This window comes from Streptomyces sp. NRRL S-378 (genome assembly GCF_000720645.1).
Taxonomy (GTDB): domain Bacteria; phylum Actinomycetota; class Actinomycetes; order Streptomycetales; family Streptomycetaceae; genus Streptomyces.
This window is the reverse complement of record NZ_JOBX01000016.1, coordinates 78,993-93,299: the sequence shown is the minus strand read 5'-3', so window position 1 is coordinate 93,299 and position 14,307 is coordinate 78,993. Positions and strand designations below refer to the sequence as shown.

At 68.8% G+C, this 14,307-nt stretch carries 13 protein-coding genes and 1 pseudogene; 2 read left to right on the top strand and 12 right to left on the bottom strand.

From position 1 onward, the window contains the following. Window positions 1–61: 61 nt before the first annotated feature. The 4 genes and pseudogenes from IH80_RS43770 to IH80_RS42280 form a co-directional block, all read right to left on the bottom strand. The gene (locus IH80_RS43770; protein WP_051809304.1) at window positions 62–1,030 is read right to left on the bottom strand and encodes a hypothetical protein; all 969 of its coding nucleotides are present in this window, start codon (window positions 1,028–1,030) and stop codon (window positions 62–64) included. After that, window positions 1,027–3,573 (bottom strand): hypothetical protein, encoded by a 2,547-nt coding sequence (locus IH80_RS0114540; protein ID WP_158943461.1) that lies wholly within the window; start codon window positions 3,571–3,573, stop codon window positions 1,027–1,029. The genes IH80_RS43770 and IH80_RS0114540 overlap by 4 nt, the downstream gene beginning before the upstream one ends. Continuing rightward, window positions 3,570–3,749, bottom strand: coding sequence for a DUF6507 family protein (locus IH80_RS45995; protein WP_051809300.1), 180 nt, complete (start codon window positions 3,747–3,749; stop codon window positions 3,570–3,572). The genes IH80_RS0114540 and IH80_RS45995 overlap by 4 nt, the downstream gene beginning before the upstream one ends. Further along, window positions 3,698–4,054, bottom strand: a pseudogene (locus IH80_RS42280) (IS5 family transposase); the annotation flags it as partial. The gene IH80_RS45995 and the pseudogene IH80_RS42280, both read right to left, overlap by 52 nt. A 342-nt stretch (window positions 4,055–4,396) precedes the next feature. On the opposite strand from IH80_RS42280, the gene IH80_RS0114530 reads away from it, so the two are divergent. Continuing rightward, complete coding sequence (locus tag IH80_RS0114530) at window positions 4,397–4,606, top strand: hypothetical protein (RefSeq protein ID WP_030960676.1); 210 nt, start codon at window positions 4,397–4,399, stop codon at window positions 4,604–4,606. Window positions 4,607–4,670: 64 nt separating this feature from the next. Here the strand turns inward: IH80_RS0114530 and IH80_RS0114525 are convergent, their stop codons facing one another. Beyond that, on the bottom strand, window positions 4,671–5,441 hold the full coding sequence (locus IH80_RS0114525) for an IS5/IS1182 family transposase (protein ID WP_030960675.1): 771 nt from the start codon (window positions 5,439–5,441) through the stop codon (window positions 4,671–4,673). Window positions 5,442–5,543: 102 nt separating this feature from the next. On the opposite strand from IH80_RS0114525, the gene IH80_RS0114520 reads away from it, so the two are divergent. Continuing rightward, window positions 5,544–5,957, top strand: a complete 414-nt coding sequence (locus IH80_RS0114520; RefSeq protein ID WP_030960674.1) for a hypothetical protein — start codon at window positions 5,544–5,546, stop codon at window positions 5,955–5,957. A gap of 88 nt (window positions 5,958–6,045) precedes the next feature. Here the strand turns inward: IH80_RS0114520 and IH80_RS0114515 are convergent, their stop codons facing one another. From IH80_RS0114515 to IH80_RS0114480, 7 genes are all read right to left on the bottom strand, one after another. Beyond that, window positions 6,046–6,969, bottom strand: coding sequence for a transposase (locus IH80_RS0114515; RefSeq protein ID WP_234432234.1), 924 nt, complete (start codon window positions 6,967–6,969; stop codon window positions 6,046–6,048). 882 nt (window positions 6,970–7,851) lie between these two features. Beyond that, the gene (locus tag IH80_RS41475; RefSeq protein WP_037879936.1) at window positions 7,852–8,064 is read right to left on the bottom strand and encodes a hypothetical protein; all 213 of its coding nucleotides are present in this window, start codon (window positions 8,062–8,064) and stop codon (window positions 7,852–7,854) included. Window positions 8,065–8,116: 52 nt separating this feature from the next. Then, window positions 8,117–9,001, bottom strand: coding sequence for a thiopeptide-type bacteriocin biosynthesis protein (locus IH80_RS0114500; protein WP_030960670.1), 885 nt, complete (start codon window positions 8,999–9,001; stop codon window positions 8,117–8,119). Continuing rightward, complete coding sequence (locus IH80_RS0114495; protein ID WP_078906522.1) at window positions 8,998–11,616, bottom strand: lantibiotic dehydratase; 2,619 nt, start codon at window positions 11,614–11,616, stop codon at window positions 8,998–9,000. Before IH80_RS0114495 ends, IH80_RS0114500 begins: the two co-directional genes overlap by 4 nt. Then, window positions 11,613–12,743: a PqqD family peptide modification chaperone gene (locus IH80_RS0114490; RefSeq protein WP_051809298.1), complete on the bottom strand. Its 1,131-nt coding sequence runs from the start codon at window positions 12,741–12,743 to the stop codon at window positions 11,613–11,615. The genes IH80_RS0114495 and IH80_RS0114490 overlap by 4 nt, the downstream gene beginning before the upstream one ends. A 55-nt stretch (window positions 12,744–12,798) precedes the next feature. Next, window positions 12,799–13,047, bottom strand: coding sequence for a DUF6087 family protein (locus tag IH80_RS0114485; protein ID WP_051809296.1), 249 nt, complete (start codon window positions 13,045–13,047; stop codon window positions 12,799–12,801). A gap of 10 nt (window positions 13,048–13,057) precedes the next feature. After that, window positions 13,058–14,248, bottom strand: a complete 1,191-nt coding sequence (locus tag IH80_RS0114480; protein WP_030960664.1) for a methyltransferase domain-containing protein — start codon at window positions 14,246–14,248, stop codon at window positions 13,058–13,060. Window positions 14,249–14,307: the final 59 nt, after the last annotated feature.

Genomic DNA, 14,307 nt, shown 5'->3' with positions numbered 1-14,307 from the left:
TTGGCCGCGGGGACAGACGCACCGCTTTGATGGTCCACAGCGGTGTGGGGGGCGGAAACGGTCAGACGTCTTCCGCCCGTGCACGCAGCTCCGCCAGGCCCACGGGCCCCTCGGTGTCGCCCAGCGCTCGTCCCGTCAGCTCCGTGAGGGCCTGGCACGGTGACAGCCCCCGATCGGAGGCGGAGCGCAGGCGGTCCAGCCACGCGAGCGCCGTCCGGTACCTCTCGTCGTCGTCGAGATCGAGGGGCTCGAAGCTCGCCGCGGGCTCGGTCTCAGAGGCCCAGAGATATCCGAGCACCCCGCGGTCGTCGGTCACCGGCACGTACCGGACCTCGCCCGGCACCGAGCGTCGGTATCCGAGGTGCCCGAAGCCGGGCGCATGGGTGAAGACGTCGTACCGCCGGGCAACTTCGTAGCGGGACCAGGAGTCGGACGGAGTTCCGTCCGGGTCGACATGGGGAACGACGCCCGTCTCCGTCGGCGTGCCGAAGTAGGTGGGGTCCTCGGGGTCCATGTCGGATCCCAGCACATCGGTGAGCTCCGCGAGCACGGACGCCAGACGGGGCGCGTTCGCCTCGTGGACGGCGGACTGGGAACGGCCTCGGAGGTCGTACGGCATCCATGCATCGGAGTACGTGACCAGATCCACTGTGGCGAAGCTGGGGTCCACGAAGACGGTCAGATCGAAGATGCCTTCCGTCCGGATCTCCTCCGCACCGGTGGACAGCGAGCCGGCCACGGTGCACCGGGCATCCACCGATCCGATGCGACCGGGGCGCATGGCAGACCTGATCGCGCCGGCCAGTTCCTCGGCGGATCCGGCAGCGGTGAGTTCGCTCTGGAACAGCATGCCGGCCGGTGTGCCGGCCTCGGAGATGGAGAGACGGAAGGTCGGCTCGCCGAGCGCGAGCCGGTACGAGGCCAGCACGGACCGAGCCGCCATCAGGTCTCCGAGGCACCGGACCAGCGGGTCCACATCCTCGATGAAGTCGCCCCACGTCCATCGGGCGACCGGCGTACTGGCGATCACGGTGCCACCTCCGGCATGAACTTACCGTCCCGGGGGACGAATATGACTCCGTCCGGCGTGCGAATGACGAACTGCACACCCTTGGTGTCGTACTTCTCCTGAAGACGGGCGAGTTGCGTCTCCATCTCGCCCCTCGGAATCTTGGAGTCGATCACGAAGGTCTGCACGTCCGCGTTCGAGTCCAGGAGCTGATGGATGCTCTTGAAGATGCGCTGGACCGAGTTCCCCGCGATGGGCGACGACTCCGGTCCTGTCATGTCCTTGAACTGCCAGCCGTGAACCCGGCCGTCCGCGTCCCTGGCCATCACATCGAGATCGGTCTTTTCGCCTGTGAAGACACCGGGCCTGATCTCGTTCCCGCCCTGCTTGACCTCGAAGGAGACATCGGTGACACCACTGTCATGCAGTCGGTTACCCAGACGCATCGCCTCGAGGCTGCCCGGGATCTCGGAAGGCCGGACGAGGTTGGACACCACGGTCTTGAAGCCATCGGCGTCCGTGAAGCGGCCCGAGGCGATGGTGTCGGCCATCTCCTTGCCGAAGGGGGACTCCGACAAGGTCTTCAGGACCGGTTCGATGTCCGGATGCTTGACCTTGACGGCGCGTATCTGGTCCCGAACCTGCTGTTCCAGTTCGCTGCCCCGCTGGAGCGGGCCGGTTCCGTTCTCGGGCCGCTCCCAAGCGGCAGGACCGTTCGGTCCATCAGGACCAGCGAGCCCACCGGTGCCCGGACCGTCGCCGTGGCCGCCGCCCGAAAGGGTGTCACCATGGCCACCGCCTGTGGGCGGGGGCTCGTGGTTGCCGTCGCCGTGGCCGCCGCCCGGGCCGTCCGTGTGGCCCGCCGTGGACGGGGGCTCCGGGTGGCCTCCCGTACCCGGGGAGTGGTTGTCCGCGCTGTTGCGCGGCATGCCGTCCGGGTTGCGGCCGCCCGGGGTGTGGTCGCCCGCGCGGCCCGTGGGGGTGTTGTCGAGGCCGTGGGCGCCGTTGTCCACCGTGCGGACCGGGTCGGAGATGTCGCTGCCGACGCGGACGACGTCGTCGCTGCGGCCGCCGACTCCCGCCAGGACCGGGGTCTCCCGGCGGACCGGGACCTCCGTCCTGGGGGTCTTCGCGCCGGTGTCGATCTTCGGGGACAGCTCGGGCGTGGCTTCGCCGACCTTCTGGTAGAGGCTGCCATCTTCCTTGTAGAGGTTGCCCGCCTCGTCGGCGTACTTCGCGGGGCCGTCGAAGGGCCACTTGACCGTGCCCGGGGGCAGGGAGGCAGTGCCCTCGGGGAGCTTGATGATGTCGTCGGAGACCTTCATGGCCCCCTCGGGTGTCGGGGTGCCCTTGGGAAGCTGAATCGTTCCGTCAGGCAGTTCCACGGCGCCGTCGGGCAGGCTGAACGCCCCTTCGTCGATCTTGGGGACTTCGACCTTCCCCATGTCTTTCAGACCGGCCATCACGTCACCGATCTTCGAGACACCGGCTCCGGCGCCCTTGAACACGTACGTCATCGGATCGATCGCTCGACCTGCCTTGCCCGCCAGCGACAGCGTCTTCGCCGCAAGGCCCGCCTTACCCGCACCCGCTGCTGCGCCACCGGTGCCGCCGGTGAACACCGTCGTCACCACGTTGAACGTGACCGCTCCCGCCGCGCGGGAAGGGTTGGAACCCCACTGGTCCCACGCCAGGAGCGCCTTGCCGGTTTCCTTCATCGCCGTCCGTGAATCACGGATCCACGGCGGCAGGTCCTTGTCGTCTGCGAGCCAGAACACGGCCGCCGCCGGCGTCGCGGTGATAACCACCCCCGTCGCGAGCTTCCCCAGCCCCGTCCACGCCTGGCCCGCCGCATCCCAGCCGTCGAACCCGACCAGCGTCCCCAGGCCCTTGATCGTGCCCCACACGCCGTCCACGAAGACGCCCTTGCCGAAGTCGTAGAGGTGCTCCCACACCTGCCACGCCGGAACGGACTCCTCCACCGCGTCACCCCACGGCAAGGACTTCGACTGTTTGAGAGCCTCGGCGTCGTAGCCGTACATGCCCTCACCGTTGGAGCCGTCGTTCACCTTCAGCGGCGCGCCGCACACCAATGCCACGATCTTGTCGTGCGCATGCCGCTCCGCCGTCTGGAACTGCGCCCACACCTCTGCGATCTCGTTCCGGCGGGCGAGGTTCTCGTCGATGAGATCCTCGTCCTCTATCCAGTCCTCGTCGCGGGAGACCTTCGACTGGAACGACGCCGCCTCCGCCTTCAGTTCCTCCAGCTTCTTCACCAGAGGCCGGATCTCCTGCGCGTAGGCGCCCAGGGCCCCCGCAATGGTGCACATGTCGCTGCTGAACGACAGCGTGATGTCCACGACCGGCTTTGTCACCGCGAACAGCTGCTCGGCCTCGGGAGCCTGGTAGTACGCCGACATCCCGCCGAACGTCGTATGGACCGACGAGCCGGCGTTCGCCAATGCGCCCCCGTCCGCCGACAACGCCTTCACCTTCTCGTCCAACACCGACAGCTGACCCGTAAATACGGGCACATTGGCGGCGTCGACCGGCGCGTTGCTCACTTCGCGCCTCCCGCAGCGTCCTTCAGCTGATCCAGGCGCACGCTCTTCGCAGCGTCCTGGGCCTGCTTGGCGGCCTCCAGGTCACCTTGGATGTACTCGTTCGTCGCCTTGCCCGCGCCCAGGATCGCGGCCTGGATGCGCTCCGCGACGGACTTGAGGTCCGTCTGCCCCGGCAAGTGGTGGAGTCCACGCTCACCATGGACCAATCGATGCGACCCTGGGCATCCGCGTCGGCCAGGACGGCCGCGTAGACCTTGTCCCACGGGCCATCCGCCGACCAGCGCCTGTGCCTCTCATGCACGGTCTTCCACTTGCCGAACCGCGCAGGCAGATCCCGCCACGGCACCCCAGTTCGGTTCCGGTACAGGATCCCGTTAATGATCCTGCGGTGGCTGGCCCAACGCCCACCGCGCTGCCCTGACATAGGCAGATGCGGCTTCAGCCGGGCCCATTCCTCGTTCGTGAGATCTCCCCGCCCCATGAGCATGCCAACGTGCCGGAGCGCTAGAAGTCACTTGATCCGCCGGACAGGCCCTAACCAAGCTCGCGGACGCCCGCCATGCCCTCTCCCTCAGCCCCTGGACCTCAGTCGGCTGCCTCACAACCTTCCGCGACGCTTGGGGCCTCTGACCGCGGTCGCCCCTCCAGCCAGATACCTGTTCGCGGGAGGGTGCGTCCACGGTTCGGTGTCTCGCCTGGCCCCTCCGCAGGTCAGACCCTCACAGCGCGTGAACTACGACGCTGTGCGATTGGATAAACGCCCGGCTGCGCGAGCCTGCCGCACGCGGGGAATGCCTGCCTCGTCTGGTGGGAGTACCACCCCATGTGTGTCCAACACGGCCTCACCGGTCTGCAGCGGGCTGCGGTAGACACGTACGTGGAGATCATGGAGGCCTGGATGAGCGGCTACCACGCCTGGCAGACCCAGACCCACCGCTACACCAGCGCCCCGGTCGTGCTGCCCGCCACAGGCCCGGCTATTTCGACGAGGTCCTGGGGGCGTAGCCCCAGCCGGCCCAGGTCGGCGGCCTAAGGGTTGTCCCATAAATGATCTTCGAGTCGCCTGAGCGAGGTCGGTCGCTGTGCGGAGCGCTCGCCTATCCGGCGAGGGCGAGGTTGTGCAGTCGGGCGATGCCAAGCATGGCGTGGTGGACGCCGTCGCCTTTGAGGCGGCAGTCGCGGAGGATCTTCCAGGTCTTCATGCGGGCGAAGACGTGCTCGACGCGGGCTCGGATCTGCTTGTGGGACTTGTTGTGTTCCTCTTTCCAGTCCGGGAGTTCGGTCTGGCCGCGCTCGCGGCGGTGAGGGATGACGAGTCCGGTGCCCGGGTAGCCGCCGTCGGCGATCGTGAGTGTTTTGCCGACGGCGGCTTTGGCGCCGGACTCCTCCCATGCCTTGCAATCGTTGCGATTCCCGGCGAGCGGCCGGCCGACCACGACGACCAGGCGGGTGTCGGCGTCGATGACGACCTGGTGGTTGGTGGAGTACCGGTAGTTCTTCGACCGCTCGGCGATGGTGTGATCCCGGGTGGGGACCAGGGTGCCGTCCACGATGAGCACGGTGCCCTTGGCGAACCGCTTGCGAGGCTGGAGAGCGAGCATCGGCCCGAGATGGTCGATGATGCGGTCCGCTGCCGACTTGGATACCCCGAACAGCGGGGCGAGCTGGCGCATGGTCAGGTTCGTGCGCCAGTAGGCCGCGACCAGCAGGGCCCGGTCCTCCAGCGGCAGGCTCCACGGCCGGCCTCTGCGGACCGCGTCCGCACCCTCGCGCCGCAGAACCGTCACCAGCTTCCCGAAGGCACGCGGGCTCAGCCCCGTGAACGGGGCTATCCAGGACGGCTCCGACGCCGTGATCACACCAGCCACGGCGAGATCGTCTCACCTTGATCACGCTGCCGGGCCGCCAGCCTCTGGCCCCGGGACATATCCCGGTCGCCCGGACGGATTCGGCATGAGAGCCTCACCCCCGTGGCTACTGAAACCGAGGTAGGAGAGCTGTTGCACCAGCGCGGCTGGCGGATGGCATTCATGGTCGCTGAGAGGGTGAACGCGTGGGCCGCCCTGGTGAGCGCCATCGAGCGCGGCTACGGCGACGACATCTACGAGTACACCAACGACCTCTACTGCCGAAACTGGCTACACGAGGCGTGGCTCCTGCTGGACGAACACATCGTCCAGCTCTGGACCCCGCAGGTTAAGGCTCTGGATGACCGGTACAAGGCCGCGACCATCGACGACGACGGGCAAGCACTCGACCAGTTTCACAGGCTGCCCGGGCCCGACCTGTGGTGGTGGCGGCGACACCCTCGCATCCTCACAGGAGACCTCGGGCGTTCACTTCGCTCGGCCGGTGCCATCGGCACCGCCCCGGACACAGTCTGACCCTCAGCCTCGTGGGATTACGGGACAACTCTTACGACCTTGTGCATGGTTAGCGGTGAGACGTCGAGGGTCTTGGTGGGACCGGTGCTCACCTCTCCCGTTCCGGGTCCAGGCCCACGGTCTGCTGGTGAGAGAGCAGGCCGGCGACGGCTTGGACGGTGTCGCTCATGTGCTCGCGGCGGCCGAGGTGGCGGGCCAGTGCCCGCCAGTTCTTCAGGTGAGCGATGCCGTGCTCGACCCGCATCCGCCGGGATGAATGCGCCTTACGCTGCCGTTCGTGCATTTCCTCGTACCAGTCCGGGGCGTCCTTCTTGAACTTGCGGTGTGGTGGCGTCACCACGCGCCCACCGGTCTGGGCGCCGAGGCCTTGATAGCCGGCGTCCGCGAGGATCTCCACCGCAGGGCCGTCCGCCAGGAGCTTGACCAGCCCTAACTGGCGGGCATGGGTGATGTCCGCGCAACTGCCTGGTCTGACCGGGCTGCAGAACAGCACCCGCCCGTTCTGGTCGGTGAGGACCATGGTCTTGACGGCGTTCTGCTTGTTCTTCCCAGAGATGAACTTGTCCCGGTCCTTGCGTCCGACAGCGGGCCGGCGGACCCGGATCTCGGTGCCGTCGATGATGCCGGTCTGCCCACTGGCGACGAGGTGGTCGATGACTTCCGCCAGTGTCCGCAGCCGGACGCCGGGACTGATCGTGCACCCCCGCTCGGCGAGCAGGGGCCGTACCTCGCCGATGGCCCGGGTGATGGTGGAACGGTCCACGCCGAACCAGCAGGCCAGCACGTCATGGGTGACCCCATGACGGAGATGGACGAGCGTGGCCAGGAGCCGGTCGATGAACACCAGCCGGTGCTTCGCGCCGGCTCCCACCGCCCGCTTCCGCGGCCGGGAGACCAGCTTTGTCTGGTGACGCTCATGCCATAGCGGGCCCAGCTCCGCGACGAGTTCAGCGATTACGTCGGCCGACAGGCCCGTGATCCGACGACTGCTGACGATTGCTGCACGAGTCACGGTCCCCACCACCCAACCATGATCAACCATCCATGGCTCGACGTCTCATCGCTTACCGTGCACGAGGTCGTTAGGCCTTCTCTTTTTCTCCAGACGAATTTGCGTGACGCGCCCCGCCTTCGCACCCCGTGGCAGCCGCCGTCCCGTACGCGAGACCGGAGTGCCGACAGATCAGCGGCGCCTTCTCGGACCGCTGGCCAGCATGGATGATCGCCCCCTTCGCGTGCCTTATCTCAAGGGAACGCCCTGCACAGGAAGCGTCGCGTGCTCTCCAAGTGGGCGGCAGGATGCCGACATGTCCCTTGGGGCCAGAGCAGGCTCTCTGTCACCCCAGCCAGGACCACTAGCCTCCGGCGCAGGTGACACAGCAGGTCCGGCCCTCGTCAGCGCATCGGGAGTGCGCTGACGGGGAACTCTCGCGCCGAGAACCGCGGACCGCAGTCCTGGGTTCCCTCGCCCCTGCAGAGGAAGAGCGTTCCGTTAGGACTCATGCTCGGCACCGAGCGCAGACTGAAAGCCGTCGTGCCCGGACCGCACTGGGTGGCGGCCCTCGCGGCCGGCGCACTGCCGATGTTGAGCTTCGCCCAGAGGGAATAGCACTCGTTACCAGTGTTCTTCAGCTCGCCCTTGATCACGAGCGCGGTAAGCACAGAGAGCGGAAGTTCACGTTCCGCATGACGATTCCCCGTGACCAATGCGCTTCCGTAGGCCTTGGACCAGCTGCCTTCCGTCGCTGATGCCGGGCTCATGGAGAACGAAGAGACAGCTAACGCTATGGCGGCGACGGCCACCCTGGAGACAGATGAGCGCATTGCGCATCCTTTCGATGTCTGAAACTGACACTACTTCTCATGCGGGTCAGAAGGTGAGCGCTGGCAAGCATCAGCCCTCATCCCGCGAGGGTGCGCTGTGGGCACGGCGAACCGCGGGGCCGATCCCGGCGGCACTGCCGATCCCGATACCGAGGCCCAAGCCCATGCCGACGTTGTCGAAGACGAAAAGCCCGAGCAGGAGCCCGACGGCAACGCCGAGCGACATACCCACGGCCAACCCGATGGCTATGGAACGGGTTCCGGATTTACCATCATGTGTCATACACGCATTATGCCATGTGCAACCCCGTCTTCTGATGGCTCGCCATAAGTACTCAAGACAAGCCAGATTGCTCGGCTGCCAGGATTCCGAGTAGCGCCTCTTCCCGCGGGAGCACTCCCAGCCGGTTGCACATCATGTGGGCCTGGTGGAAAACCAGGTGCCCCGCGCTATAGGGAACACGGCTGGCCTCGGCCCTGCCGAGGTATGTGGATAGAACCTCCTCCCAGCCCCGTACCCGGACCCGCACCTCAGGATCGAGTGCCATCTCGGCAGATCTGCCGCGGATTCCCGGCTCGTCGGCCTCTGCGGAGTTCCGCAGACGCGTGCGGAGCTCTTCGGCCTCTCGTCCGCCGTCATGGGTCCACCAGGCGAGGTGGCGCTCCCAGAACCACGCGGTGTCGGTGCCTTTGCCGTGGTCCCGCAGGGCAGCTGCCGAGGCGTGCAGCAACAGTGTTGCGAGGGCTGCGCGGTCGGGGTGGCGCGGCAGGTTTCCGGCCCACAGGGCGAGGTCGCTGGAGTGCTGGAAGACCTCTTCCGCGAGTTCGGTCCCCAGGGGCCCTCCGTACTTCCCCTCCTCGGGTTCGTAGAGAGCCGTTTCGACTCCGGCGTGGCTCCCGCTGAACGGGCGCAACTCGAACGGGACCAGGGCTCCACGGTTCGGGACGGGCTCGCGGCCGAGTGCTTCGAGTTCGCGAGTGATCTGCGGGAGCATGCGATGGAGCCGGTCCACCGTGTCGCGCTCACCGTGGATCCGGAGCCTGAGATGCGGTCCTTTCCAGTCGGTGTACTGGATGAAGAACCATTGGTCCGCTCCGAGTTCCCGCGCGAGATCGACAAGTGGCGGCAGGCACCGGACGACGGCCTGGTCCAAGTGGTCGAGTCCGCCGGGGTAGAGGCGTGCGTACCACCAGTCCGCCTGCAGGAGAGGGTCCTTCACGAGCTCGCCTCCGCGCTGTGGGTCCCGGGCTCATCGTCGGGCTGGGCATGGCGCGAGGGGCGGTGCCAGCGCAACAGGGAAACGTGTTCTGCCGCCCTGTGGCTCCCGCTGTCGTCCCGCAACCAGTACGCGGAGCGGTCCGGGCACGTTTCGGCGAGCCGGACGGCCGTCGCGTCCTTCGCCCTTCCGATGTGGTTTGCCGCCGCCCAGATCGCGTGCGGGCTCAGGAAGGAGAGCCAGAAGGGCTTTCCCCGGGAGGAGGCCACTTCCGCCACCGTGAAGGGGCATTCGACGGACACGAACACCTCGTCCGGGAGACCCAGGCCGATACGCCACCGGTGCACCCGCCGGAAGTAGGCCGACGGCTGCTCACCCTTGGCCGGCTGGGGCAGGGCTTCCGGGGCGATCCGCCAGGTACGGCGTCCGAGGACCAGGCGGTCATGGACCCTGCGCGGGATCACTTCCATGTCCTCGCCGGTGACGGGTGGAGAGCCGTCCACCGGGTTCGGCGTACAGCACAAGCGGGAGCCGTTGATCCACGGGTCGGCGAGGCACAGCAGCAGCCGTGCGACGCCGGGGATGAGGTGCTGCGGCACGACACCAAGGTAGACGGGCGCGAGGGTACGACCGGTGCAGTCGGCGAACTCCAAGGTGTCCGTGACCGGGCAGTGGCTCATGGTCGCGGGTGCCTCCGCATGCACGGCTCCACCGGCGTGGGAGGGTTCCCCCGGCCAGCGGAACGCGGGCAGCACACCGTCGGCCGCACGGTGCATCCCGTTCACGTCACCGGACAGGGTGAGCTGGTGCGGTGCGGCGTGCGGGAACAGGTCGGCGATCCAGCCCTGCAGATGCCGGGTGAGCCCGGCGCGGTCGGCCGCCGGGCTGTCCAGCTGGTGGCGGAAGCGCGCGAGCAGCCCGCCCACTCCCGAGTTGTACTGGTTCACCACGATCCGGTAGTCACCCCGCCGGACGGCGTCGGCGGATCGCGCCGCGACCTGGTACAGCACGGCTGCCGTCGGCGGCGCGCTGGACGCGGACACGGGCAGCCACGCGCGGTCGGTGGGGCGTCCCGACTCGCCGTGGTCCTTCTGCAGCGCTCGGTAGAGGTTCCCCTCGAACCCGGGGGATGCTGCGACGGCCCAGAGGAACTCGAATAGGTCGGGGCAGTGCCCGCCGGCGCCGTACCGGGCCACGAATTCGTCCCGGAGCCAGTCATAGACGTGCGAGCGGAAGACGTAGGGGCGCAGGAGGCGACCCAGGCCGGCGAGGTCCTCCCGGACGGCTTCGGCCGACAGGTCCGCCGGGACGTCGGACAGGGCGTCCTCGTACACGGCGTATGGGACGGTGGGCCGCGGGTCGTCCGCGGCGTCGGAGCCGATGCGCGCGGCGAGCCGGTTGACCGACCGGGCACGTTCGCTCCCGGACAGCAGGTGCAGTCCGGCTGCCTCCTCCCCGAGGTCCTCCAACAGCACACGGGTGCGCCGCGCGACCGGGTCGGAAAGGCACTCCAGGCTCCGTGCGAGGGCACGGACGGGGTGGGGGTCCGTCGCCGTCCAGGGGAGCACGAGCTGCAGCAGCCCGGTGTCGAGCAGTCTGAGGAAGCCTCCGAACGGGTCACTGCCCCCGATGCGTACGAGCGCCTGGGTGATCGTCATGCGGGGCCAGGAGGCCAGTGCTCCGATCAGCTCGACGTAGCGGGAGGCGTCGGCGATCGAATCCGTCCGCCAGGCTGACTCGCCCGAGCCGGGATAGGCGGGGGTCAACAGGTACGCGCGTCCCCCCGGTCGGCGCAACGACCTGTTGGGCTCCACCTGGAAAGCGGCGGCGAAGCGCTCGTCGCGAGCCAGGGTGTCCAGCCAGGCGCGGACATGCTGCTGATCCACGTAGCTGTGGCCGGTTCCGTCCGCTTCCCCGCCCTCCAGGGCCAGTGCCGTCAGCCGGGAGAACGGACTGGTCTTCACGGCAGCCCTGGAGACGTACCCGAGCACCGAACGGGCCGCTTTGCCGTGCGGTTCGAGCGGTTTGGCCGTCACGTGATCGAGCAGGTGGGGGCTTGCCTGGGCGAGTCCCTGGGCGAAGACCGGCTCGGAGAGGACGTCCCGCAGGCGTTCGGTGGCCCGCGTGGTCTCCTCTTCGTACAGGGCGTCGGTCCGGGTGCGAAGTGAGGAGAGGTCCCGCATGACGTCGAGCCACTCAGTCAGCGCGCGGGCCGCCGGGCCGCCCAGCGTTTCGCGCAGCCCTGCCATGACGTCCTCCGGCAGCTGCACCGGACGGCCGTTGTGCACGCAGCGGCGCAGCTTGAGGAGCGCACGGCGGAGGTGCGGGGCGTCGTCGAGTGTCGGGACGGCGGCGTACAGGGCATCGGAGAGGAAGCCAGCCCCATCGGCGAGCTGCTTCTCGTACGCCGCCTCCTGACGCAGGGAGTCCGAGGTGCAGGGCAGGGCGAGATCCAGCGACTCCACGGGCAGCCGGTTGATGCGGTGCACCGCCCACGCGGACACCACGGGGCTCAGCCCGCCAAGAGCGCGGCCCTCGGGCTGCGCAGGCCGCGCGGCCGCCACTGGCGTGGCGTCCGGCAGCGTCGGGGGCTGGGGTGCGGTCGGGAGGACAGTCATCCGAGGAGCCCTTCGATAAGGTGCCACCACCACGTCAGGACGACCCCGACCATGAACACTCCGTAGCAAGCACACAGGACGCCGAAGGCGCAGTAGCCGACACGCTTGAGCTTGCCGCTCACGAGCAGATGACTCGGCAGCGGAGCCCTTGTGACCATGTGGACGAGAAAGGCGAAGGACCGGCCGCGGAGGTTGACGGAGCCCATGGCGGACTCCAGTGCGTGGTATCCGTCCGAAGGAAGCAGCGGATTCAGGTTCACGATCATGAGCAGCACTTGCAGTTGCAGGAGCGCGCCGGCGACATCGTGTACGGCTCCGCTGGTGTGCAGCAGGACCAGAGCGGTGGCTCCCGCCCAGATGGCGTCACTCATGGGTCCGGCGAGCGCGATGAGGGCGCGCGGTGCGCGTCCCCGCACGCGGTAGGCGTCCGTACGGTCCACGTACGCCACGGGCATCACGTAGAGCATGAGGGTGATGCCTGCCTCCCGGACCGGCACCCGCAAGGACTGGCACACGAGGGCGTGCGCCAGCTCGTGTACGGCGATCTGGAGCATCAGCAGGAGCGCCGCGATCCCGGACCAGACCGTGTAGTCCGGCAGGCTCCGGGTCGCAAGGGCGTACCCCGCCGTGGACAGACCCGCGACCGTCAGCACGATCCACATGCCGACCACCGCAGGTACGGGCAGCTTCTGCAGCACCTTGGCCACGGGTTCGAGCAGTATGTGGACGGAGCGGGTCAGCGGCTTGCGCGGCATCCTCTGCCGCAGCGAGTACTTGAGGACCCGTTCCCGGCGCGTCTCGTCCTGTGGTTCGAGGGTGAGGACCCCGGCCTGGCGGAGCTCCGTCAGGAACCGGACGACAGCGGTCTCGGCGCGAGCAGGGTCGGCGGACGGTGAGGCCACCCGGCGCACCACGTCACGGGCGGTGGTCTGGCCGTCGAGGAGCGTCAGGATGACGGTGCCCGCCTTGGACACCGCCACGTACTTGCCTGTGTCGGAGTCGAAGAGGAGGGGACGGCCGTCGAGGCCGTCCGTGAGTTCGATGGTGTCTCTCACGGCCAGCAGCTCGGTCTCGAGCCATGCAGTGTCCGCGCTGCTCGTTTCGGCCTCGGCGCCAATGGCCAGCAAGAGGAATCCCCATGCAGGCGCGCAGGAAGGCCGGATGGTTCAGGGGACGGTGTTGTCACCACCCGTGGATGAAGGCGGCGGCCTCGGCGGCGTTGTCGGCAACTCCGACGGGCAGCCACTCGCCGGACTCCTCCTCGAGCTCGAAGAGGACGCGGGGGGCGTCGGGGGCGAGGTGCGCGGCTCGGCCGCGGGCCGCCGGGTCCAGGGGTTCGGCTCGGCGGCGGCCAGTGATCTGCCGGTCGGACTCGCGTCGGCGGTCGCGGCGCTCCGCCCACGCGGCGAGCGGTTCCCTGTCGGCGTCCACGTCGCCTCTCCTATCGCCAGCGGGCCCCAGGCAGCAGATTCCCGGGGTCGTCCAGCCATGGTGTCTCACCGTCCGGGCCCACGGTAATGCCGAAGCGGTCAAGGGCGGGGCTGCCTTGGGCTACCCACCATCCGCAGGCCGCCTCTACGGCGTCCCACAGGCGCCGCGGGCCGTGCTGGTAGACGATGCCCGGCCCGTACTCGTCCGGCCAGCGCACGGCTGCCCATGAGCGGTCGGTGAGGGAGTACCACCAGGCAGCCGGGGCGCCGTCGGGTTCGGTGTGGGTGGTGTGCGCGACGTGAGGCACAGCGAGGCTGATGGCGTGGTGCGCCTCGGCGAGTTGGTCGGGCTGCAAGGCCGTGCCGGTCGAGCCCGGCCACTCCTTCACGTACTGCTCGGCGTCCGGCCACACCGTGCGGTGTGACCGCGCCTTCATGAACTCCACCGCGGTGACGAACGGGCCGGACGCGGTGCCGTCGGCGTGGACCGTGAGGCGGGCGGCGGCGTCGCGGCTGCTGTAGTGCGTTCCGTACGGGGCGACGATGACGCCGCCAGGCCTGACCTGTTCCACCCAGGCGCGCGGGATGCTGCGCACTCCGAACGTGCACAGCAGCCGGTCGTACGGGCCGCGGTCGGGGTGGCCGGCGAGGGCGTCGCCGGTGACCGCCTCGGCGTACAGGCCGAGGGTGCACAGCCGCTCCCTCGCGGCCGCCGACACGGCCGGGTCCACGTCGATGGTGGTGACGTTGGCGGCGCCGCAGCGGTGGGCCAGGAGTGCGGCGGTCTCGCCTGTGCCGGTGCCCGCGTCCAGGACGCGCATCCCGGCGTCGGCGTCCAGGGCGGCGAGGAGGCGGAACACCACCGAGGGCTGGGAGCTGGACGAGGTCGGGACCGTGCCAGGTTGGTCGCCGCGATGGGCGCCGTCGTCCCACTGGGTGACGACGGACAGGTCACTGTCGGCGTATCCGTACCAGGCGGCCGGATCCGTGCGCCGGTCCACGGTCACCGCGCGGGCGGCAAGACCGTCGCCGGACTGCTGGCGGTCGGCCGGGACGAACGGCCACATCACCGGAGGCAGGAACGCCGCGCGGTCGACGGCGGCGAAAGCGGGCGCCCAGTCGGAGGAGAGCGCGCCGGATTCCATGAGGCAGCGCCCCAGCTCGGTACGGCTGGGGCGCTCCTGGTGTGCGATGACGGTCATGGGTTACCGGTGCTTCCCGCCACCGGAGGGCGTGCTGGTGTCGGGGTTGGACGGCGGCG

Coding starts and splice junctions, on each gene's coding strand:
- IH80_RS0114530 (WP_030960676.1), top strand. CDS start 4,397: ATGTGTGTCCAACACGGCCTCACCGGTCTGCAGCGGGCTGCGGTAGAC.
- IH80_RS41475 (WP_037879936.1), bottom strand. CDS start 8,064: ATGACACATGATGGTAAATCCGGAACCCGTTCCATAGCCATCGGGTTG.
- IH80_RS0114495 (WP_078906522.1), bottom strand. CDS start 11,616: ATGACTGTCCTCCCGACCGCACCCCAGCCCCCGACGCTGCCGGACGCC.
- IH80_RS0114480 (WP_030960664.1), bottom strand. CDS start 14,248: ATGACCGTCATCGCACACCAGGAGCGCCCCAGCCGTACCGAGCTGGGG.